The organism is Kribbella sp. NPDC056861 (assembly GCF_040687575.1).
Lineage (GTDB): Bacteria > Actinomycetota > Actinomycetes > Propionibacteriales > Kribbellaceae > Kribbella.
Genome location: NZ_JBFBNQ010000001.1, coordinates 166,636 through 188,018, shown reverse-complemented (window position 1 = coordinate 188,018; position 21,383 = coordinate 166,636). Strand labels below are relative to the sequence as shown.

15 protein-coding genes are annotated in these 21,383 nt (G+C 69.3%); 2 read left to right on the top strand and 13 right to left on the bottom strand.

Annotation, left to right across the window (positions count from 1 at the left end; translation table 11 throughout):
• Positions 1-79: 79 nt before the first annotated feature.
• A complete protein-coding gene (locus AB0P21_RS00860; RefSeq protein ID WP_363694397.1) occupies positions 80-1,261 on the bottom strand; it encodes a transposase in 1,182 nt (393 codons plus the stop codon).
• Between the two features lie 119 nt (positions 1,262-1,380).
• Between AB0P21_RS00860 and AB0P21_RS00855 the strand changes: the two genes are divergently transcribed.
• Positions 1,381-2,286: a neutral zinc metallopeptidase gene (locus AB0P21_RS00855; RefSeq protein WP_363692743.1), complete on the top strand. Its 906-nt coding sequence runs from the start codon at positions 1,381-1,383 to the stop codon at positions 2,284-2,286.
• A 63-nt stretch (positions 2,287-2,349) separates the two neighbouring features.
• On the opposite strand, the gene AB0P21_RS00850 is transcribed toward AB0P21_RS00855, so the two are convergent.
• From AB0P21_RS00850 to AB0P21_RS00795, 12 genes are all read right to left on the bottom strand, one after another.
• Positions 2,350-5,316, bottom strand: coding sequence for a hypothetical protein (locus AB0P21_RS00850; protein WP_363692742.1), 2,967 nt, complete (start codon positions 5,314-5,316; stop codon positions 2,350-2,352).
• Between the two features lie 13 nt (positions 5,317-5,329).
• Positions 5,330-6,277 carry a hypothetical protein gene (locus AB0P21_RS00845; RefSeq protein WP_363692741.1) on the bottom strand — a complete coding sequence of 316 codons (948 nt, stop codon included), beginning with the start codon at positions 6,275-6,277 and terminating at the stop codon, positions 5,330-5,332.
• A 110-nt stretch (positions 6,278-6,387) separates the two neighbouring features.
• Positions 6,388-7,080: a hypothetical protein gene (locus AB0P21_RS00840; protein WP_363692740.1), complete on the bottom strand. Its 693-nt coding sequence runs from the start codon at positions 7,078-7,080 to the stop codon at positions 6,388-6,390.
• Positions 7,080-7,949 (bottom strand): pilus assembly protein TadG-related protein, encoded by an 870-nt coding sequence (locus AB0P21_RS00835; RefSeq protein ID WP_363692739.1) that lies wholly within the window; start codon positions 7,947-7,949, stop codon positions 7,080-7,082. The genes AB0P21_RS00840 and AB0P21_RS00835 overlap by 1 nt, the downstream gene beginning before the upstream one ends.
• Positions 7,936-8,334 (bottom strand): TadE/TadG family type IV pilus assembly protein, encoded by a 399-nt coding sequence (locus AB0P21_RS00830; RefSeq protein ID WP_363692738.1) that lies wholly within the window; start codon positions 8,332-8,334, stop codon positions 7,936-7,938. Before AB0P21_RS00830 ends, AB0P21_RS00835 begins: the two co-directional genes overlap by 14 nt.
• 223 nt (positions 8,335-8,557) lie before the next feature.
• Complete coding sequence (locus AB0P21_RS00825; protein WP_363692736.1) at positions 8,558-9,019, bottom strand: TadE family protein; 462 nt, start codon at positions 9,017-9,019, stop codon at positions 8,558-8,560.
• Complete coding sequence (locus AB0P21_RS00820; RefSeq protein WP_270129803.1) at positions 9,000-9,233, bottom strand: hypothetical protein; 234 nt, start codon at positions 9,231-9,233, stop codon at positions 9,000-9,002. Before AB0P21_RS00820 ends, AB0P21_RS00825 begins: the two co-directional genes overlap by 20 nt.
• Positions 9,234-9,349: 116 nt before the next feature.
• Positions 9,350-10,270, bottom strand: a complete 921-nt coding sequence (locus tag AB0P21_RS00815; RefSeq protein WP_363692734.1) for a type II secretion system F family protein — start codon at positions 10,268-10,270, stop codon at positions 9,350-9,352.
• Positions 10,267-11,175 (bottom strand): type II secretion system F family protein, encoded by a 909-nt coding sequence (locus AB0P21_RS00810; protein ID WP_363692732.1) that lies wholly within the window; start codon positions 11,173-11,175, stop codon positions 10,267-10,269. The genes AB0P21_RS00815 and AB0P21_RS00810 overlap by 4 nt, the downstream gene beginning before the upstream one ends.
• A complete protein-coding gene (locus AB0P21_RS00805) occupies positions 11,175-12,485 on the bottom strand; it encodes an ATPase, T2SS/T4P/T4SS family (RefSeq protein WP_363692730.1) in 1,311 nt (436 codons plus the stop codon). The genes AB0P21_RS00810 and AB0P21_RS00805 overlap by 1 nt, the downstream gene beginning before the upstream one ends.
• The gene (locus AB0P21_RS00800; protein WP_363692729.1) at positions 12,482-13,291 is read right to left on the bottom strand and encodes a hypothetical protein; all 810 of its coding nucleotides are present in this window, start codon (positions 13,289-13,291) and stop codon (positions 12,482-12,484) included. The genes AB0P21_RS00805 and AB0P21_RS00800 overlap by 4 nt, the downstream gene beginning before the upstream one ends.
• Entirely contained in the window at positions 13,291-14,013 is a 723-nt protein-coding gene (locus tag AB0P21_RS00795) for a hypothetical protein (protein WP_363692728.1), read from the bottom strand. Before AB0P21_RS00795 ends, AB0P21_RS00800 begins: the two co-directional genes overlap by 1 nt.
• Before the next feature lie 277 nt (positions 14,014-14,290).
• On the opposite strand from AB0P21_RS00795, the gene AB0P21_RS00790 reads away from it, so the two are divergent.
• Positions 14,291-21,382, top strand: coding sequence for a hypothetical protein (locus tag AB0P21_RS00790; protein WP_363692726.1), 7,092 nt, complete (start codon positions 14,291-14,293; stop codon positions 21,380-21,382).
• Position 21,383: the final 1 nt, after the last annotated feature.

Below are 21,383 nucleotides of genomic sequence, written 5' to 3'. Positions count from 1 at the left end.
TAAGGCGGCCTCTTGCAGCGACAGGACTAGTGTATGTGCTTTGACGTCCTCCCCTCCTGACGGATGGGGATTCCAGCCACTACGCGGAGGTAGCGTGCTGAGGTTCACGCTTCGACGAGACCCGTTCAGGCGTCTCTCCGCGTGCGCTGACGGCCCGTCCGGCCGCGATGTTCACCGCCGCGTTCACGTCGGCGTTCGCCTGATGCCCGCAGGATACGCACCGGAAGACCGCTTGGCTCTTGCGGTTCTCCCGTGCGCAGTGCCCGCAGACGCTACAGGTCCGCGACGTGTACGCCGGGTTGACCTTCTCGACCCGTCCTGGCGCCTTGTGCTCCAGACGCTGGACGAGCAGCCCCCAGCCGTTGGACAGAACCCCTCGGTTCAGACCGGCTTTGGCACGTTGTCGATTCGGCAGGTACCTACCCGGCCGGCCTGGATCAGCTTTCGGCTTGGGCCGGGCCGTCATCTGGGCGATGCGCAGGTCTTCGACGCGAATGATGTCGAACCGGCGCGCCAAGTCGGTACTGGTCCTCTCCACCCAGTTCTTCCGACGATCGCTGGAGCGGGCGTACAGCCTGGCGATTGCGGCCTTGACCCGCTGACCGCGGCCAGAGCCCTGACAACTCCTGGACAGTCGACGGTGCAGTTGCCTCAGCCGCCTCTGTTCGATCTCCGACGGTCCAGGGCAGGTCAGAAGTTCTCCGGTGGACAGCGCGGCCGAGACTGTGATGCCACGGTCCACGCCGACGACCTGGCCCGTACCGGGTGGAGGCAGCGGATCCGGAACGACGGCGAACGCAAGGTGCCAGCGCCCCGCATGGTCGAGGGTGACCCGGTAAGACTTCGCAGCGGGAATCGCACGGGACACCCGGAGCCGCACCCAACCGACCTTCGGAATGTTGACCACGGCCCATTTGCGGTTCAACTTGACCGTTTTGGACGCCTGAGAGCCGACAATCCGGAATCCCTCGCGCAGACCGGCCTTGCGCCAACTCGGTCGCCGATGGGTACCTCGCTGGAAGCTCCTGACGGCCTGGTCGAAGTCCCGCAGCGCCTGCTGCTGGACGGTCTGCGATCCTGCCCGCAGCCAGCCGAACACAGCCCTTGCCTTTGTCAACTGCCGGCACTGCTCGGCGAAACCCGGCGTCGCGCCGTTGTCACGAGTCCACATCGACCACTGCTCAAGGGCAAGATTCCACACATACCGGGCCTGCCCACACTGCTCCAACAGCGCATCATGCTGCATAGGAGTCGGGTACATCCTGAACCGGGCCATGGAACAGATCCAATCAGCTGGGACCGACAGTCCCCGGCTTCTGAAGGGAGGGAGTCGCGGTACTGCCCCGCCCTGAACGACGGAGCCTCCCCGCGACAACACAGGTGAAATTCAACCCTGACGCCGACTTGGACACCAGCGGCGTGGAAGACACCCGCGGCAGCGGTGGCGGAGGCGGTCGGCTCCCCGGCGGGATGGGTATTCCCGTCGGCGGTGGCATCGGCGGCATCGTCCTGCTGATCATCGTGCTGCTCCTGAACGGGGGCCTGCCAGGCGGCGGAGGAGGTGCCGAGGAGCCGACGGTCCGCAACACCGCCGCCGGCAATCTCGACGCGTGCAAGACGGGCAAGGACCTCACCGCCAACAAGGAGTGCCGGTTCGTCTTCTACCAGAACTCGATCGAGAACTTCTGGGCCGCCGAACTGCCCCGCCGCGGCAAGACCTACACCAAGGCCCCGATGCGGGTCTTCGAGAGCTCGGTGAACACCGGCTGCGGCCCTGCCACGGCAGCGGTCGGCCCGTTCTACTGCCCGCCGGACAAGCGCGTCTACCTGGAGCTGGGCTTCTTCGAGACGCTGCAGACCGACCTGGGCGCCCGCGGCGGCGACTTCGCCGAGGCGTACGTCGTGGCGCACGAGTACGGCCACCACATCCAGAACCTCTATGGCATCCTCGGCCGGATCAAGTCCCGCGAGGGCGCGAACTCCGACTCGGTCCGCTCCGAGCTGCAGGCCGACTGCCTGGCCGGTATCTGGACCAACCACGCGGTGAAGGTGCCTACCAGCAGCGGGAAGCCGCTCATCACCGAGCTGAACGAGGACGACATCGCTCGCGGTCTCGACGCGGCGGCGGCCGTCGGTGACGACCGGATCCAGGAGAAGACCCAGGGCCAGGTCAACCCGGAGAGCTTCAGCCACGGTACCGCCGAGCAGCGGATGAAGTGGTTCAAGGTCGGGATGGACTCCGGCGACATGACCCGCTGCGACACCTGGACCGCCAACCCGCTCTGATCCCCCGAACGCAGAACCGCCCCCAAGAGACTCTCTCGGGGGCGGTTCTCTGTGAAGCCGGTACTACGCGACTGCGGCCGACCGGTGATAGCCGGGGAGCAGCTCGTCGACCAGGGCATCCGTCTCGGGCTCGGCGCCGCGGGGGCCGCCGTGCTTGGCGAGAGCGGAGTACATCTGGCTGGCGACCGCGGAGACGTCGTCCGTCGTACCGAAGTGCGATGCCAGGCGCAGAGTGGCTCGCCACAGGTCCTCGGAGGCCGGTGAGAAGCTCAGGCCGGTCTGCAGGGCCGTGCGGGCCAGGTTGCCGTCATTGTGGCGGAGGCTGGCTTCGGCGAGCTTCAGGGCCGCGTCGACCACTGCCTCGGCCATCTTGCGCTCGATGCCGGAGGCAGCGAGCCACGAGTAGCGGCCGGCGGGCAGGTTCGACCAGGACTGGCCGTGCACCAGGCTCAGGGCCGTCGACAACGGCGCCCGCGGGTCGTCCATCAGCGACGCCTGTTTGGCCAGCGTGCGGAAGACGTCCCAGTCGACCCGGACGATGCTGCGGTTCAGCAGCCAGCGGCCGGACTCGTCGGCGTACATGGCGTCCAGGCCGACCCAGTTGCGGGTGTGCTCCAGCGCGGCGTTGCGCAGCTCCTCGCTGATGCCGCGGGGCCAGATCGCCCCGGCCAGCACGTTCGGGTGGACGCCGTAGTCCTGGCTGGCCAGGAACGCGACGATCTCCGTCGACAGCGACACCCGGCCCGGGTCGAGCACGCCGCGGGCATCCACCTCGACCGGTCCGAGCAGGTCGACCTCGACCGGCGCGGGCTGGCTCAGATCCGCCTGGGAGAACTCGTACGCCGGCAGGTCCTGGTCGCCGCGACGCTTGTCCAGCGCCTCGGACTCGGCCACCCCGAACAGCGCGACCAGGTCCGCGAACTGGGACGGGTTGATGCTGTGCGCATCGACCTCGAGCCCGAGCAACCGGCAGACCGCCTGGTTCTTCTCGTCCACCACGAACCGCCACGGCGAGCTCATCACGTCACCGACGACGACCACCGCGACACAGCGCTTCGGGTCGTTCGCCAGCCGGGCAAGCTGCCGCTCCTCGTCCGGCGACGGCGGCGCGGACATGAAGATGATCTCCGGACCCCACAGCATCGGGTCGGGGAACGCCATCCGCGCGTCGGCCACGCTCGCGGCCTCACGCCGGTCGCAGGCCTGCACCTGGGCGTCGGTCCGACGAGTCACCTCGCGCAGCGCGTCGTCCAGCCGCACCCAGTAGCTCAACCGGCTCGGCGCCAGCGTCGACAGGTCGTCACCGAAGCCGATCATGCTGACATGTGCGCCTTCGGACCACAGGTTCGTGGCCAGCTCGGCCGCCAGCGAACCGACGACGTCGCGGGAGGCGTCCGTGACGCCACCGAAGCTGACGATGCCGTCCGCGGTGTCGAGGTCGACCAGCACGGTCGCTCCGTCGGCGTTGCGGCCGAGAGTGACCAGCGTCGGGTACGGCGCGGGGCCGTCCACATCGCCCTCCGGCGCGTAGGCGCGACGCAGTACCCAACGGGTGCCGTCGGCAATGGCCTGCCACGGACCAGGAGGCGCCGCCGGGGACTCACCCGGCTCCAGCACCAACGTCAGCGCCCGGTCGGTGACCAGCGCGGCAATGACGATCGGCATCACCCGGTTGTCGTCGGTCAAGGTCTTGGCCAGCGACCGCAGCGAGTTGTCGACGAACCGAGCAGTCGGTACGTCGGACGCCAGGCGCAGGTCGATCTCCGTCTGGCGGTGTCCAGCTGCCTTCGGACCAGGACCCTGGGCCCAGCCGCGACGGCGCTTCAACGCGATCGCGATGCCCGCTGCGAGCAGCGTGGCGCCGAAGCCGTAGATCCCGGCCTTCGTGGTGTCGAACCCGGTGTCGACCGGAGTACCGGCCTCGACCGGCTCACCCTGCTCGGCGCCGCCCTTGTCGGCACCGGCTGCAACGCCGGGCAGACCAGCTCGGGCCGCTGCCGGGTCGTTCGCGGCGCTGCCGATCCCGATCGCAGAGCCGGCCTCGGCCTCCTGCTGCTCGAACCAGCGGCTGCCGACGGCGTTCGTGCCCTGCTGCTCGGCAGTGCGCGTCTCGTTCGAGGCGTTGGCCTTCGCGGTCGGCTTGGCCGTCGACGTCGTGGGCGTGGTCGTCGTTGTCGTGGTGCCCTTGTGGTCCACGTTGACGAGCACCGTGTGCACACCGGCGCCCTTGGCGTCAGCGGGCAGGCGAACCTGCCAGCCCGGCATGATCAGGTCCGGGTTAGTCAGCCGGCGGCCGTCGGGCTGCAGCTTGTTCTTGTTCAGGTTGTAGATCTCGTTGTAGCGCCGGCCCTCGCCCAGGTACCGCTCGGCGATGTCCCACAGGCAGTCGTAGTTACGGCCCTCCGGCGGACGGACCTCGGTGTACTTGACGACCTGACCGGTGTGGTCGTTGTTCGTCCGGACGCCGGTGTGGGTGCGCTTGACCGTGGCCGCGCCGACCTGCACCGTGCTCCGCGGCTCGTTCTGCCGGAAGGTGTCCTGCGTGCTGTTGTCATTGCCCTGGGCAACACTCACCGACGACGGGCTGCCGAGCGGCGCGGTGGTGACCGCACTGGCGACCGGCAGCGTCACACTGGCGGCGCCCGCGATCAGCACCACCCCCGAGATCAGCCGCCGGGCGAGGGTCTGCGACCCGCCGCCGAGCGGGATCCGCGGCGACAGACCGTGGCCCTTGATCTCCGCGACCGCCTCTGTCAGCAGGCAGACGACGAAGTGCAGCCAGGCCAGCCAGATCACGACCGTGATGATGCCGATCAGCGTCTCGGCACTCAGCTGGTTGACCAGCACGTCCCGGTTCGGCATCTGGTCCGGCCACGGCTTGCCGAAGAACCGCAGCAGCACGTACGGAACGCCGCCCACGATCGCCACGATCGCCAGCAGCGACCCCAGCCCCTTCAGCCGTTCGCCGGCCCCACCGTCAGACCGCTGCGGCAGCCGCGCGTTGCGCACCTGCTCACCCGTCTTCACCATCGTCGTGCCTCCCTTACCCACCGATGGACTGCACTTCCTGCACAGGCAGGCGTTGTACTGCGTCAATAGTGGCGGTACCGACCTTCACCCAGTCCGGCCCGCCCTTCCAGTAGGACACGGTCCAGGTGAGCTTCAGCTTCACCGTGTACATCCCGTCCGGCTGGCTCGCGCTGGACTTCTGGTACTTGTGCGAGCAGGTGCTCATCTGGTGGAACGGATCGGCCTTCTCGTCGTACCCGTCGAAGCCGTCGTCCATCTTGCCCACCCCCAGCGCGCAGGTGAACGGCGCCGTCCCGTCTCCTGGATCCACCAGCAGTTCGGTGACCAGTCCGCGCATCGTCAGGTTGTGGGTCGCGTCGTAGTACGCGCTGTCCATGGCTCCGGGGTCACCCGTGTTCTGCAGCACCATCGAGCTCTCGCGAGTCAGCGAGAAGTAGGCCGGCACGTTCACCCGCGGGGTGTAGGTCGGCTTGATCTGCAGTGCAGGCGGCGGATAGATGCTGCCGAACTCGCGCCAGAACTGGTCCATGTACTCCATGTCGCGACACTGGTCCCGCTCCGCGCCGGACACCGGCACGAACATGCGCTCCAGGTGGACGCTGTCGCCACCGTTGAACTTGTCCAGGTTGTAGTCCTCGATCCGCACCCGGAGCACCCAGCTCTTGCCGTCCGGTGCCTTGCCGAGCTTGATGCCCTCCGGGATCGGAAAGTCCCGGCAGGGGATGAAGACATTGCCGTTGAGTCGCTCGCGCCAGGTCGGCGGCGGCGGGCTGTTCACGCCTGGGATGTAGGGAACGGAGGAACTGCAGACCGCGCCGAAGCCGATCGAGTTCACGTACATGCTGCAGACGCTGTCCCCTGCGGTGATCGTGTCCGCCGACGCGGTGGAGGTCGGATAGACCGCCAGCAGTGCGACCACCGTGGTCAGGGCGATCAGCCCTCGGCTCACTCGGTTGCGCATCCTCACTCCAGAGTCTTGTCCGACTACTCGCAGGTTATCTTCAGCCAGGGGCATCATGCCCGGTGGATTGTGTCCAGTCACGTCATTGCGCAAAACGATTTGATTTCGGACTAGGCCGGAAAGCGCACCTTGGTGCAATTCACCCCGGTCGACGGCGCGAGTTGATAAGGCAGCCAGCCGAGACCGGTGCGGATCATGTCGATCACCTGGGGTGCGCCCTTCGCTGTCACCGTCCAGCCCTTGGTCTTGGGATTCCAGTACTGCGTGGTCTGGGAGCGGCACAGCTTCACCCGGATCACGTCAAGCGGCTGCGTGGAGGTGCCCATCACCACCACGCTGCCCGGCGGCTTCATCACCCAGCCGTTGCGTTTGGCCTCGTCGATGCCCTGCTGGACGTCGGCGTAGAAATACGCCGGGAAGTTGTTCTTGACGATATTGGAGTCCCCGGCAACCAATGCGCTGAAATACACCGGGTAGCTCTTCACGAGGCCTTGGACGGCGGGGTTGTTCGCGAAGTTCCCCGGAACGACGGTCACCTGCCCGACCGGGGGCACGGATGCCGCCGTGGTCGCGGGGACGGACGGCTTGCCGGACTGTTTTCCGGTCGGCGCCGGGGTGGGCTCGGCGGTCGGCAGCGGGGTGAGCGTCATGGTGGGCGCGTCGCCTCCCTCGACCGGCACGGGCATCCCGCCGTCGTCCGAGCTGCCGCCGCACGCGGACAGCAGCAGGGTTGCGGCCAGCAGGGCGGCTGGGACGACCGAACGTCGCACGACGGGGACTCCTTGATGGTCGGGGCGGATCATCAGTTGGCTCCCGGCGGTTGGGAGTTCTGCGGTACTGCGACCCGCGGCGCGCCACCGGCGGGCGGCTTGGTCGGCGTCGGCGTGGTCTTGGTCGACGTCGAGGTCGGTGACGGCGAATCGGTCGGCGGGGTCGACGACGGGCTCTCGCTGGGCTTCGGGGTGATGCTCGGCGTACAGCTGCCCGGGAGCGGGAGCGGAAGCGTCCAGATCGGCGTCGGGGCGCCGATCGTCCAGTTCGACGGGCACGGGATGTCGAGGGTCGGCGGTACCGCGGTGTTGGTGGTCGGGATGTTGCCCGGGCCGTCCGGGCTCCGGGTGCCGACCACGATCGGCGGGATCTTCGGGCTGTCGTCGGCCTTGGTGACACCCTGCTCGGCGTGCGCTTCGCCGGTGCCGCTGGCGTTCAGGTTTCCGATCCCGATCATGCCGAGGAAGGTGGTCTTGTTACCGATGACAACCTCGACCGTCAGTCCCTCGTCGGTGAGCTCGGTGGTGCCGCACTTCTGCACGGCCTTGTCGTTGGAGGTGACCTGAGCGCAGAAGTCGGAGACCGCGGTACCGGCCTTGAGGGTGTCGATCTTGGCTTCGGCGCTGTTGAAGATGATGGTGGCGGCGCCGACACGGGCAGCTTCCTGGGCGTAGCCGACGGCGCGGGACTTGGCGCCGAGCTGGCGGCCGCCGTCGATGACGAGTCCGGCCAGGGTGAAGATCATCACCGCGAGGATCGCGACCGCGGGGCTGAGCGCGCCGCGGTGGTCGCCGGGGGCGTCGACCTGGACGAAGGCGACCAGGCGGCGCCAGGGCGTCGTACGGCGAGCTTCGGGGCGGTGGGCGGCGGGGTCGGCCGCGCCGTGGTCAGGGCGTGCCATCGCGGACACCTCGATACGGGTCGACGGAGGAGCTGAACCGCTTGGTGATGGTGGTGTTGCCGGCGATTCCGAGCAGCCCGAGGTCGCGGTAGTCGATCGTGCAGGTCACCTCGACCGACAGTGCGGCGCCGGCGGTGAAGCCGGTGGTGATGGTGCCGCCTGCGGTGTCCTGGCAGGACTTGACCGCCTGCGCCATCGTGCGGGTGACGGCGGAGTCGACCTGGCCCTGCGCGTCGCCCATCGAGCGGGACTGGCTGGCCGATCGGGCGCCGTCGCGGGCGGCGTTCTCGAGCAGGGAGGAGGTCTGGAAGTACCGGCCGCAGGCGAGCAGGAACATGAACAGGATCAACAGCAGAGGGGCGAGGATCACCATCTCCAAAGCCATCGTCCCGCGCTCACCACGCTGCGCGCGGCGAGCGCGGTGGCGGGAGGGCAGGTCGCTAGCGGACCGCAGACCGGCGCGGTCGTGGGGCGCGGAGTCTCCCGCGGTCTGCCGACCGGCGGGGTGGTGCGAAGCAGGGGCACCCGCGGAGTGGTGAGAAGCGGGGTCGCCTGCAGGGCGCCGGGCGGCGCGGTGGTGGCGGGTCCCCAGGATTTTCATGCCTCACTCACTTGTCGTCTGCTTCGAAGACTTCGATCGGGCCGGTGGCGGTTCGGCTGACGGTCAGTTTCAGGCCGGGGACCAGCGAGATGGTCTCGCCGGTGACGGTGAAGGAGACCATCCCTTCGGGGTTGTTGTATGTCGGCGACTCGACCACGGCCTTGCCGAGGGTGTTGCCGCCGAGTTGCTGCGCGTACGCCTCGATGTCGGTGCGGACCTTCTCCCCGATCGCGCCGGTGTAGAGCGGCGGCTGGACGAGTCTCAGGCGGGAGACTCCTTCCTGGGCCGCGTTCAGCGCGACCGACCGGCCGTACAGCCACAGCGCGGTCTGGATCGAGACGAAGATCAGCGCCAGGATCGTCGGCGCGAGGATGGCCAGCTCGAGTGAGGAGGCCCCTCGCTCCGACCGGGTCCTGCGCCGGTGACGAGTGCGTGACCGCGGCAACGCGTCAGCCGTTCTGGATCTCACCGGTGCGCTTGGTGATCACGTTCTTGACCACGACACCGATCGCCAGCGCGGCGGCCACCAGGATGGCCGAGATGATCGCCCACTCCAGCGCGGACGCGCCGAGCTCGGTGCGGGCGCCGCGGGCGCGGGCGTCCCGGCCCCTGGCCCGCTGGGTGTGGGCGCGAGCCAGCGCGTAGCCGACCATCGCGCGCAGGAACTGCGTTTCCACGTTCATCCGGTTAACCCTCCGAAACTCGTTACTTCAGTCCTGGGCCCGATTCGAGCCTCAGTATGCCCTGTACGACGGACGGAAATCCCTGACGGATCCTTGTTCCCCCGTCACCGCCACCGCTAACTGCCCAGAATCGCCGCCCCCGCGGGATATCCGAGGAACAGCATGAAAGCCGCGCACATCACCAGCTGCGCGACCAGCATCGACTGCGACCGTTCACCGGCCTTACCTTCGACGTCGGCCAGCTCCTTGCGTCGCAGCGACGCGGCCCGGGCCAGCAGCGAGGAGCGGATCTTGGCGCCCTCGTCGCCGGCCAGCGCGAGCGCGGAGGCCAGGTCCCGCATCTCCTCCACGCCGAGGTCCTCGCCGAGCCGGGCCATCGCGTCCCACGGCGTGATGCCGATCAGCCGCGCGTTGGCCAGCGCCTGCCGGATCCTCGCCATCGCCCAGTGGTCGCCGATCGTGGAGGCCGTCATCAGCGCCTCCGGCAGCCCTCGGCCGCCGGCCAGGTTCATCGCGACCAGGTCCAGGAAGCTGCCGACCACGTGCCGGAAGTCGCGTCGCCGTGCCTCGGCCTCCTGGCGCAGCGCCAGGTCCGGCAGGAAGAACGCGAACGCCATCGCGCCGAGCGTGACGACCGCCGGGGTCGCCCCCGGCGGCGTGAAGCCGAGGAACGCGAACATCACCAGCACGAACGGGATGAAGATCAGCGCGCCCAGGGCGAAGAACACCTTGGTGGCCAGCATCGCCGCGAACGGCTGGTTCATCACCGCGAGGTCGCGGCGCAGCCGGCCGAACGCCCAGCCGCGCGCGTTCGCCTCGGCCTCCAGCCGCTGGCCCAGGGTCGAACGGGCCCGGTCGATCCCGCCGAGCACCCGCTCCCCCGCCGCGCTGGCGGTGGCGGCGCTGACGTACCCCGAGCGGCCCGCATCGATCCGCGCGATGGTCGAGAGCACGTTGGCCCGTGGCCGGATCAGCAGCCGGACGAGCAGGTAGACCCCCAGGCCGACCAGACCACCCGCAATGAAAGCGCCGGTCATCCGCCCACCACCTCCATCCGCTGGTCACCAGTACTGCCTTGTGCCCGTGGGTCGCTGCTGCGGATCAGGAACCGCTCCGGTACCTCGATCTTCGCCAGCCGGCGCAGCCAGACCAGGCCGATCGCGTACAGCGCGATGACGATGAACAGCACGAACTGGCCGATGAAACTCGTGTACGGCGAGACGTACGCCGGGTTGAACAGGATCAGCGCGGCCGCCACCAGCAGCGTGATCGCGACCACCACCTGGACGCTGCGCCGGGTGGACCGGCGCTCGGCCGCTACCTTGCGCCGTACGTCGAGCTCCTCGCGGGCCGAGTCGGCCAGCGCGCTCAGTACCTCGCGCAGACCTGGCCCGCGCAGCCGCGCGTTCAGCACCAGCGCGGCGACGATCAGGTCGGCGGACGGGTCGTTCAGGTCGTCGGCGAACCGCATCAGTGCCGAGGGCAACGGTTCGCGGATCCGCAACCGGTCGACCAGCAGGTTCAGGCTCGGCTTGATCGCGGGCGCCGCGTTGACCGCGGTGGCCGGGATGGCCTGCTCCAGACCGACCGCGCCGGCGATCGTGTCGCGCAGCGCCTCGGTCCAGGTGGCCAGTGCCTCCAGCCGCTCGATCGCGCGCCGTTCCTCGCCGGTACCGCCGAAGAACCGGTCAGCCAGAGCAGCCAGCAGCCCGAGCGCCGCCGCCAGCACCAGCCAGCGGGTGACCAGCAGCACGATCAGCCCGACCGCGACACCGGTGCCGAGCCGGATCAGTTGCTTACGGCCCTCGACGCTGCCGCCCCGCTGGAACAGCGACGGGGTGGACTCGCGCGGCTCCGTACCGCGGATCGCGACCACCAGCAGCAGGATCGCGCCGCCGACCATGGCGCCGCACAGCAGCGCCAGCAGGGTCTCCAGGCTCATCAGGCCCACCGACCGTGCACGAGCGGCTGGTAGCCGAAGTGCTCGAGCTCGTCCATACAGGCGATCGGCGCGTGCGCCGCGGCCCGGCCGTCGGCACCCGGAGCGAACACCTCGCCGGACAGCACCCGGCCGTCCCAGCCGGTCACCTCCCGGATGCTCTCGATGTACCGCGTCATGGTGCCGCCGTGCTGGTAGTCGTTGTGCTTGCGGACGAACACCACGAAGTCGAGCGCGCCCGAGATCAGCATCTGGGTGGCCTCCATCGGCAGCCGCTCGGACGCCTGGATGGCGTAGGTGCTGATCCGGTTGAACACCTCCATCGAGCTGTTCGAGTGGATCGTCGACAGCGAGCCGTCGTTGCCCTGGCTCATCGCGTTCAGCATCGTGACGATCTCGTCGCCGAGCACCTCGCCGACGATCACCCGGCTGGGGTTCATCCGCAGCGAGCGGCGGACCAGGTCGGCCATGCTGACCTCGCCGACGCCCTCGGAGTTCGGCAGCCGCTCCTCGAACGCGACCACGTTCGGGTGCAGCTCCTTGAACTCGCCCAGCCCCAGCTCGAGCGAGCGCTCGACCGTGACGAGCCGCTCGTGCGGCTGGATCTCGTTGGCCAGCGCGCGCAGCAGGGTGGTCTTGCCGGAGTTGGTGGCGCCCGCGATCATCACGTTCTTGCGGGCCGCGACCGCCGCTTTCAGGAAGGACGCGATGTCGGCGGACATGGTGCCGTTGGCAACCAGGTCCTGGAGGAACACCTTGCCGAGCCGGGACCGCCGGATCGAGATGGCGGGCCGAGATGTCACGCCCATCACGGCCGACAACCGGGAGCCGTCGGGCAGCCGGAGGTCGAGCTGCGGGTTGGCCGAGTCGAACGGGCGGCTGGTCAGACCGGCGTGGGCGGCCAGCACCTGGATCAGCTCGACCAGTTCCTCGTCGTTGTCGGCGACCGGCCCGGGCCGCTCCTCGCGACCGTCGCCGTACTGGATGAAGACCTGGTCACAGCCGTTGATGTCGATGTTCTCGACGTCCGGGTCGTCGATCAGCGGCTGCAGCCGGCCGACGCCGAACAGCGCCGAGTGGATCGCGCCGGCGATCTGCGCGTCGTCCTCGGGGGTGGGCGGCGTGCGCCCTTCGGCCAGCTCGTACCGCGCGTGGTCCTCGAGCACCTGGACGATCAGGGACCGGGCGTACTCGCGCTCGTCCTCCGCGCTCATCGGCGGCACACCGTTGGCCTGGTCGCGGCGGCGCTGTTCGTTCAGCCGCTCGGCCACCTGGACCCGGAGCTTGCGGACCAGCTCTTGGTCGGCGCTCATCGGCCCTCCCAGGCGCCGTCCGGCGGGAACGCCGCTTGGGCCATGTCGAAGTCGTGCTGGGTCGGCATCGCGACCGCGGCGGCCATCTCGGCCGCGATGTCGCCGGCCGTCCGGATCAGCGCGGTACGGTCCAGCCGGCCGTGGCCGCGACCGTCGAAGAACGCGGCGCCGGCCGGGTCGTGGGCCAGGTGCCAGCGGTACTGCACCGGCACGGCCATCGCGTCGAGCACGGACCAGACCTGCTTCACGCCGTCGCGCTTCTTCGGGTCGGCGACGACGATCACGCCGAGCTTGGCGTCCACGTGGTGCACCAGCTGGCCGAGCCGCTCGCGCAGGTGGGCCACCGACGAGCCGGTCGCGGTACAGACCATCACGACCAGCCGGGCGGCCTGGACCACCGGCAGCTGCGGCGAGGACGGTCCGATCCGGCCGCAGTCGGCGATCACGTCCGCGCTGAACATCTGGTTGAAGGTGATGCCGAGCGGCTCCCAGAGCCCGCCCATGCCGCCGATCTGCTCGGGCGACCGCACTCCGACCATCACGTCCAGCCCGCCGTTGAGCTGCTGGCTGTGGGCCATGATCACGTCGTCGTCGAGACCCTTGCGGCCGGCCGCGGCCAGGCTGACCAGCCCGCGGTCGGAGTTCAGCGGCTGGCCACCAGGCGCCGTCATCCGGATCGCCACGTCGCTGCCCGACGGGTCGCACTCGGCCAGCAGCACCGGCCGTGGCCAGAGCGCGCCGAGCACCAGGCTGGCCGTCGTCACCCCGGGCGAACCCTTGGCGTTCGCCAATGCGACCAGTGCCATCAGCGGGCTCCGTCAGCCGGTACTTCGGACGGCGTATCGGCCGACAGTTGCACCAGCACCAGCGTCTTGGCCGCAGCGGCCGAGGCGACCGCGACCGACTTCGCGGTGGGCACCTCGATGGTGACGTTCAGCGTCGTGTTCGCGTTCGTCGTCTTGTCGGAGATCCCGCCAGACACCTCGATCACCTTGGCCGCGGTGACCAGCGTGGAGGACACCCCGCCGGGCTGGTTGGCGGCCGGTACCTGGATCACCTGCACGATGTCGCCCCTGCCGACGCCCGAGGCCGGCGCGCGACCGCCTTCGAGGGTGACGCCGACCAGGGCGCCACCGGCCGGGATGCGGTCAGTCGTGCCGCTGTCCTTGTGGAGGTACTGACCCGGGTACAGATAGCCGGTCGAGTACTTGCCTTCCAGCGTCTTCAGATCGGACCACTTGACCAGGCCGGCGGTCTTACCGGCCAGGTCTCCTCTGGCCAGCAGGTCCTTGGTGATCTTCTGGCCGGGGGCGATCTGCTTGCCGACCGCTACGTAGTCCTGCCGATCGCCGCTGCGCAAGGCGATCAGGGCCGACCCGGCGGCGCCGAGCAGAATCAGGATCACCGCCAGAGCGGCGAGCGCTGGGCGGCGTTCGCGGCTGGAGGGAAGTCGGTTCGAGCCGCCGACCGGAGCCTTGGAACCGCGGGCACCGGCGGGCGAGGGACGCGTGGGGGACGAGAAACTCACGCGCCTACCGTAATGGTCGGCAGGGACCATTTGGACCGAATACACACGCCGTTACCTCTTCGGTGCGCGCTGAGCGAATTGCGCAAAGGTTGTTCGACCGGACTCCGGGAACTGGTCTAGATAGGTGTAAAGACCCTGTTCCGGGTCACAGTGGGTGCAGCACCGATCGTGATCTTTCGATGGTTGCCGCTCGCTGGTCAAGAAGTTACCTTGCGGACGAAGTTCTCGGCAGCTTGCTTCCCAGGCTGCGCCGGCACAACTCGAAGGGAGCCGGTCGATGACGACGACGGTCAGTCAGCCGCCCTCCGGCCAGACCGTGACCGCGCAGCAGCGGGCCCGGCAGGCGATCGGCGCGGCATTGGGCATCGTCTCCCCCACCGCCGTTCCGCTGCGCGACGGCAGGGTGCGGCTGACCGGTTCCCGCGACTACCTGCCGGCCGCGATCGTCGAGGCGGCCGACTCGCAACTCAGCCGCCGGGCCGCCGACCACGTCAGCGACCAGCGCCTGCTGGCAGAGGCAGTAGCCATGCTCGGCGCCGAAATCGCCCGCACCCGAGGCAACTCTCCCGCCGAGGGCGCGACTGCCGCACTCGACCGTCTGCTCCACGTGCCCGGCTTGGACCAACCCCGCCGCGATGAGGCCCAGGCGATGCTCCGGGTCGCGCTGCAGAGCGCAGCGCCGGAGTCCGAGGCGGCCGCAGTACGGCTGACGACCATGCCGACCGAGCCGAGGCCACCGGTGACGTCCGAGATCGTCTCGGCCGCCCACCAGATCAGCCGCGAGGCCCGCACCCTCCAGAGCAACCCCGGTACTGCGTTACCGCCGCCTGGCCAGCCCCGCGTCTCCGGGCGTCACCGCGCCCAAGTGGGTGGCAGTCATCGCCGTGCGGAGGCCCGCACGCAGACCCCCGAAGTACGCGGTACTTCCCTGGTCTCCGGGATCGGCGGCCGTCCTGCTCTCGACCCCGACCTGCAGGAGGACTCCGCACTCGCAGCGCTGCAGCGGCTCGGCGAGGCCGATCTCGGCTCTTCTGTCACGAGCCAGCCGACCGTGCTCGGTCGGCCGCGTCTCGCCGTACTCGACACCACCGCCAGCGAAGCGCCACAACACTTCCGGGTCGAGATCCTCCAGCCGGGCCGCGGCCTGGCAGCCGAAGGCCGACTCCGTTCCGGCACCCAGAACGACCCCCACGTACTACGGATCTCGCCGCGCCTGGCCGACGCGCAACTGCGCCAGGTCTGGGTGCACCAGCTCAGCCAACTGACCCAGGAACTCGAAGCGGCCAAGGCAGGCAGGCCGAAGGGAATCCTCGCCCGGGTCCGCGCGGTGTTCAGCCACGAGAAGCGTGACCGCAGGCTGAACGCCGACTACGCCAGCTATCAACTCCTGGCGAACGACTGGCACGAAGCGCGAGCCGAGACTGCCGCCTACGGCCGTCCCAGTGGGCCGCGGAGTGTGGCTGACCTGGAGCGCGACCTCGAAGGCCTGGCCACCTCGATCGGCAAGCGTGGCGGAGCAACTCCCACGCTTCCGTGGGCCGAGGGGTCCATCTACGCACCGGGCGCATCGATCGCAGGTGTCGCCGCTGCTGCCGCCGAGCGGGACGCGGTCGCGGCCCGGCCTGCGCCCAACAGTCCTGGCCTGTTGCGTGAGCGGGTGCTGGCCGAGATGACGACGCTGCAATCTGCGGTCTTCGACCTCGAGGTACGGGCTGCGGACAAGGTCACCACTGCCACCGCCGCCACTGAGGCAGCCGGCAAGAGCAAGGCCGACGCCGAGGCCGAGAAGCTGCTGAAGGACAACGGCGCCCCCGAGCGTGCCCGCCAACTGGAGGTCGCGGCTGATGCGTCGACCGCCAAGGCGCGGCGGCACACGGAGATCGCGGCCGCCTATCAGCACGCGGCGGGCGAAGCCGCCAAGACGCTGGATGGGTACCAGGCTCTGCTTGGCGAACTGGACGCGGCCGTTGCTGATACCAACAGGTCGCAGGACCAGATCCCTGAGTTGGCACGGCAGGCGGCAGAGCGGGCAGATGCCTACCAGGCAAGCGTTGATCAGGCGATGCCGGTCAAGGATCTGCTGGGCACCGGTGTGCCGACCGGGCAGCCGCTGGCCATGCCGGTCGACGAGATCAACCAGGTGTTGGCCAGTCAGGGCAGCAAGGAGCAGATCGCTCCCGGTGCGCCGATTCCGGTGCCTGGGGCGGAGTACCGGCGGTTGCTGTCCCCCGACGGCATGGTCTTCACCGTGGGTGGCAGTGCCGACGACGACGTCACGAAGCTGACCCAGGTCCGGCTGCGGATGAAGGCCCGGGACCTGACCGAGGTGATCGGTCGCGACTACGACTTGGCCGAGCAGATGACCGGCACGATGGGTGACGGCGGCCAGAGCATCGCCACCATCGCGGCTCACTCGGCGAGCGTCAACGCGGGTGTGGATCTGCAGCCGTTCATGGCGTTGGCGCCTGACGGGACTGCTGTCCGGGCCGCCTCCCATGTGGTGGCGCCGCGGATCGACGGGTCTTCCGGCCGGAGTCTGGAGGAGGCCAGCGGCGCGCAGGCGGCGTACCAGCACTCGATGGTCGACGACAACCGCGGTGAGTCGCTGCTGTACGAGTGGACCGGAGACTGGGAGATCGAGGTCAGGAACTCGGTCACCAAGCCCTGGTCGCCGGTCGAGACCGTCGAGGCCGGCCGGCAGCTGACCTGGATGTCCAGCGCCTACACGGTGCAGGCGCCGGCCGAAACCGTCAGCCTCGAAGAGGTTGGCCGCGCGAACGAGCTCAGTACCGAGTTTCCGCGCTACACGGTCAACCGGGTCACCGGTCTGCAAGGCCTCAACGACGAACTGGTGGCGAAGGCCAGGGACCAGCACGGCCGGATCGACCGCAACGGCTACGACCACATCAGCGGGCTGATCACCCAGGACGCGCAGAGATTGTTGCGCGAGGCATCGAAACCCGGAGGGGTGAGCCGCCCGGTCCCGAACGGCGGCGAACCGGAGTACGAGCTCAACCTCACGGCGACCCCGGTCTGGAGTACTGCGCGGCTGGTCGGCGAGTCCAGTCGCGAGGTGTGGCAGGAAGAGGTGGTGGTCGACTTCGCCGGGATCAACGCGAGTCAGACCTTCAACCGGTCGCTGTCGGGCTCGGTCTCGGTCGGCCCGACCACCCTGCAGAACCTTGGCAGTACGAGCGCGGATCTCTCCCCCAGCATCGGCGTCGGGCGCAACGTGTCCCGGCAGGGCGGTCAGGACGTCAGCGCGACCTCCATCACCCCAGCGGTGCACCGCAACCAGGGGCCGACCCAGGCCGTCGTGGTCGACTGGAAGTTGACCGCCACGCTGACGAAGATCTCCGATCGCAAGGCCCAGCCGGTGGTCGTCACCAAGACCTGCGAGGCCCTGGTCCGGCTGCCGGACAACGACTTGCTCCGGGCCGGCGGACGGGCCGACAAGCGAGCCATCCAGACCGAGCCCGACGGTACGACGATCCGCCAGGACCAGGACGGTCACGCGCTCCTGCACGGCGACCCCGAGCCGCCGACCGGCCCGCAGACGCTGCCACCTTGGTACGGCACAGGCGAGAACCAGTTGCGCGGCCCGGGCAAGGCACTCACCCAGTCGCTGCAAGGCGCCGACGAGGCCCAGCGGCAGGCCCTGACCAGCCTCAGCCAAATGAAGCTGGTACCGCCGCTGGACGCCGACTTCCGGCCCCGCCTGGACGCGCTGCCATCGGACGAACGGCAGCGCGCCGCCCAGTTGATGAACTACGACCGGGTCGTCCAGCAGATCACCGCGCCGCGCATGGAGGCCGGGATCAACCAGGCCTGCCAGGGCGGACTACCGGTCGTCCTGGTCGAGCACCGGCTCGGCCGTGCCCCGCACTTCCGCCAGTTCCGGCTGGCCGTCGAGCAGGACTTCACCGCGGTCGAGGGTCGCGGTACGACGAACACGGAGAACGTGGTCCGGCTCGGGATCGGCTCTGACGCCACCGGACGGAGTTCCGGCCGCAGCAAGTCGCTGCCGCTGTCCGCCGGGGTCGGTGTCAGCAACGGCCCGACCGATGGAGTCCGTGGCCTGGCGGGCCGACTGGGCGCCAAGCTGAGCCGCAACGCGGTCGGCCGCAGCTTCAACTGGTCGGTGAACCGGCGAGTCAACCGGGTGACGCTCAACGAGAGCACCGCGCCCCTCGACAAGCTCAAGCAGGACATCCGGATCACCTTCACCGAGATGACCGACCAGGGCGGCTCGAAGCCGCTGGCCGACGTCCGGGGCACCATGACGCTGGCGATCGACAGCGCGCTCACCCGGGCCGAGCAGCCTGCGTTCGAGGCCCAGCCGAAGCAACCGCACCCAGCTGCCGTCCAGCGCGGCATCCCGGTGGCGGTCGACGCAGGCAACCCCGCCGATCGCCTGGTGACGGCGGTGCCGGCCATCCGTGCCGACTCCAGCGCCTACCTGCAGCTCCACACCGCGCTCTCTCCCGACAGCCTGATCGCCCACCCGGAGTGGATGAACGGCAAGTACGAGTTGCCGCTCGTCATCACGCCGGCGCCGGCCAACCCGGTCCAGGCAGTACAGCAACGCGGCCTGCTGCCACAGCAGCACCGGATCGTCATCCGTGGCGAGGCGATCGCGCAGACAGTCGTCGCGACCAGCGCGCAGAACACCGGTGACATCAACTTCACCATGAACACCGTCGGCGCCGGCTCCGGTACGTCGACCTCGGGCGGCGTCGGCGTCGACGGCGGCGGCGGCCAGAACGGCGCTGACGGCTCCTCGCTGTCCGGCAGCCTCGGTGCCGGCCGGAATGCCGGTAGCTCCCAGTCGACCAGCAGCAGCCAGACGACCGGCGAGGAGCGGTTGCTGGTCAACGTCGGCACCCACTACGAGCTGATCGAGCGGTACCGGATGGTGGCCGACGTGATGGACGGCGACCGCGTCGTACAGAGCGTCCCGCTGGAGGACGCGATCGCCCAGAAGGCAATGGCCGAACGCCGCGCGCTGGAGCTCTACGGCACCGGCAAGCTCGACCTGCCACTGCCGATGGTCACCGACGCCGCCGAGCGCTACCTGAACGGCAAGCTCGACCTGTCCCCCCGTACTGCGGCCGGGTTCGTCCGGCGCTACCGGCTGGAGAAGGCCGGCGCCACCGGGCTTGCCGAGTCCCACACCGACGAGCGACTGACCCAGAAGGTCCTGGAGAAGAGCGGGGTCCAGCAGTCGAACGCCCCGACGGCCGCGGAGCGCCTGGACGCCGCCGTGGAGGACACCGAGCTACAGGCCAACCAGCCCAGGGCGGTCGGCTTGCCTCCGCAGTACCTGGCCAGCCTGGGGTCGAGCCAGCTCGAGTCGATCACTGTGGAAGGCCAACCGGACAAGAAGGTTGATCTGCTGCCGTTGGTCCGGCCACAGATCGAGGAGGTCGCACCCGGTCTGCAGGCCGAGAGCGCGTTGCTCGGCGCGGCGCTGAAGGTCGACCTGGGCGAGGACAGCTATCAGGGAGCGTTGGAGAACATGTTCGGTCCGCGCGGGTACGTCGCGCCGATCGAAGTACCGGTCGAGGGCCGGGAGAGTCCTGATCTGCTGCTGGTCCGGGTGAAGGCCAGGTACGAGGGCGACATCACGGTCGACGGCAACCCGGAGATCAGCAAGGAAGACCTGATCGGCATCATCCAGGCCTACGACTACAACCGGCAGAGCAAGTCGGTCGGCCACTCGACGACGTACTCGGCCAGCGTCGGTGGCAAGGACGCCGACGCTGACGGGACCGCGCTGAACGTCGGCGTGGGCACCGACCGGACTCGTTCGGTGTCGGCCGAGTCCGGCAGCGAGAACACCACGATCGACCGGGCACTGTCGCCGGAGCTGGCCAAGGTCCAGCGGACCGTCCTGTTCACCACCGAGGTGACCCGCGTGCACAACGCGGGCGCCGCGACGATGGCCAGCCTGCGCTGGCGGCTCAACCAGGTGAACCCCGCCGAGCGGATCACGGTCTCGACACCCGCGGAGCTGCGCGCCCAGCTGACCGCGCTGGTCCCCCGTCGGTTGATCACCGCGCCGCTCACCGCGGCCCAGGCCGCGCCCGACGAGCGGCTGCCCGAGCATCGCGAGTTCCACCTGCCGGAGAGCGCGATCGTGCAGACGATGGTCCCGTACCCGCGCGGCGGTGACGTCACCGATCAGCTGTACGACGAGGTCAGCGCAAGGCTGGGCCGCTCGGACATGCTGAATGACGGCGGTCTGCTGGAATACCAGGCAGCAGTCGAGTCGCAGCTCGCGCCGACCGCGATGAAGGCGAAGTTCGAGCAGCTGACCAGCGCCGACGGCCTCGCACTGGTACCGATGGCGACGCCGGGCAACGGCCGGACAACCATCTCGGTAGTGGTCAAAGCCCGTCCGCTCGGCTGGGAGCTTGAAGGCGACGTGCAGCCCGAAGGCCAGACCGGCAAGGTACGCCGACACCAGCTGACCACTCGTACTACGACCGCCGGCAACCGCCTGCTGCCAGTCGCCGGGTCAGGCGGCGCCAGTGGCGGCATCGTCTCGGTCGGCGGCTCGGTCGGCGAGCAGGTCAAGCAGCAACAGTCCGACGCGCACGGGACCCGGCTGGAGACCAGCAAGTTCGAGGAAGGCGAGCTGGTCGTCGTCCGGATCCCAGTGGCCTATGACGTGACTGTCACCAAGTCGACGGACAAGGGCCGCGGCACCCCCGCGGCCAAGCGGCCGGAGCACCTGCCGAACGTCGCGAGAGCCGAGTACTACGTGGCGATGCTCAAGCACGAGTACCTCGACGGCCTCCGGCAACTGGAGTCCGGCGCCTCGGTGGACGCAGTGGTCGCCGGTGCACGTCTCCAGGCCGTGCCGGAGCGTCTGGGCTCGCCCGACATCCGCGCGACGGAGTACGGGCAGGACAAGTCGGGCCAGCAGGTGCACCAGCCCTACCGGCCGCTGCTGGACGCGCTGGCCAAGGCCAAGAGCTCCAAGGAGCCGGTGGTGTTGTCGGTGCGCGAGGCTGACGGGCATGAGCGGCTCTACCAGGCGTTCCCCAACGGGACGATGGCCGGTGTGAACGACGGCGGCTACGGCTCGGCGTTCGCGACCCTGCACCCGACCATGGCGCTGATGGCCGAGGGGCGGGTCGACCTGCGCGAGCTGTACAACACCGGTGCGCAGCAGGGCGAGTTCAGCAGCAAGGTGGCCGATGCGCTGGTGCAGAGCGGCGTACCGGCGAGCATGCTCAAGGGGCTCGACTACAGCACCACTGCGCGGCAGTTGGCGCCGACAGCCGGGCAGGGCGGCCGACACGTTGCTGCTGCCAGGACGATCACTGCTAGCGAACACGGGCCTTCGATAGCGGGGTCCTGAG

Coding starts and splice junctions, on each gene's coding strand:
- AB0P21_RS00810 (WP_363692732.1), bottom strand. CDS start 11,175: ATGAGCCTGGAGACCCTGCTGGCGCTGCTGTGCGGCGCCATGGTCGGC.
- AB0P21_RS00820 (WP_270129803.1), bottom strand. CDS start 9,233: ATGAACGTGGAAACGCAGTTCCTGCGCGCGATGGTCGGCTACGCGCTG.
- AB0P21_RS00800 (WP_363692729.1), bottom strand. CDS start 13,291: ATGGCACTGGTCGCATTGGCGAACGCCAAGGGTTCGCCCGGGGTGACG.
- AB0P21_RS00840 (WP_363692740.1), bottom strand. CDS start 7,080: ATGATCCGCCCCGACCATCAAGGAGTCCCCGTCGTGCGACGTTCGGTC.
- AB0P21_RS00835 (WP_363692739.1), bottom strand. CDS start 7,949: ATGGCACGCCCTGACCACGGCGCGGCCGACCCCGCCGCCCACCGCCCC.
- AB0P21_RS00860 (WP_363694397.1), bottom strand. CDS start 1,261: ATGTACCCGACTCCTATGCAGCATGATGCGCTGTTGGAGCAGTGTGGG.
- AB0P21_RS00850 (WP_363692742.1), bottom strand. CDS start 5,316: ATGGTGAAGACGGGTGAGCAGGTGCGCAACGCGCGGCTGCCGCAGCGG.
- AB0P21_RS00790 (WP_363692726.1), top strand. CDS start 14,291: ATGACGACGACGGTCAGTCAGCCGCCCTCCGGCCAGACCGTGACCGCG.
- AB0P21_RS00815 (WP_363692734.1), bottom strand. CDS start 10,270: ATGACCGGCGCTTTCATTGCGGGTGGTCTGGTCGGCCTGGGGGTCTAC.
- AB0P21_RS00845 (WP_363692741.1), bottom strand. CDS start 6,277: ATGCGCAACCGAGTGAGCCGAGGGCTGATCGCCCTGACCACGGTGGTC.
- AB0P21_RS00830 (WP_363692738.1), bottom strand. CDS start 8,334: ATGGCTTTGGAGATGGTGATCCTCGCCCCTCTGCTGTTGATCCTGTTC.
- AB0P21_RS00805 (WP_363692730.1), bottom strand. CDS start 12,485: ATGAGCGCCGACCAAGAGCTGGTCCGCAAGCTCCGGGTCCAGGTGGCC.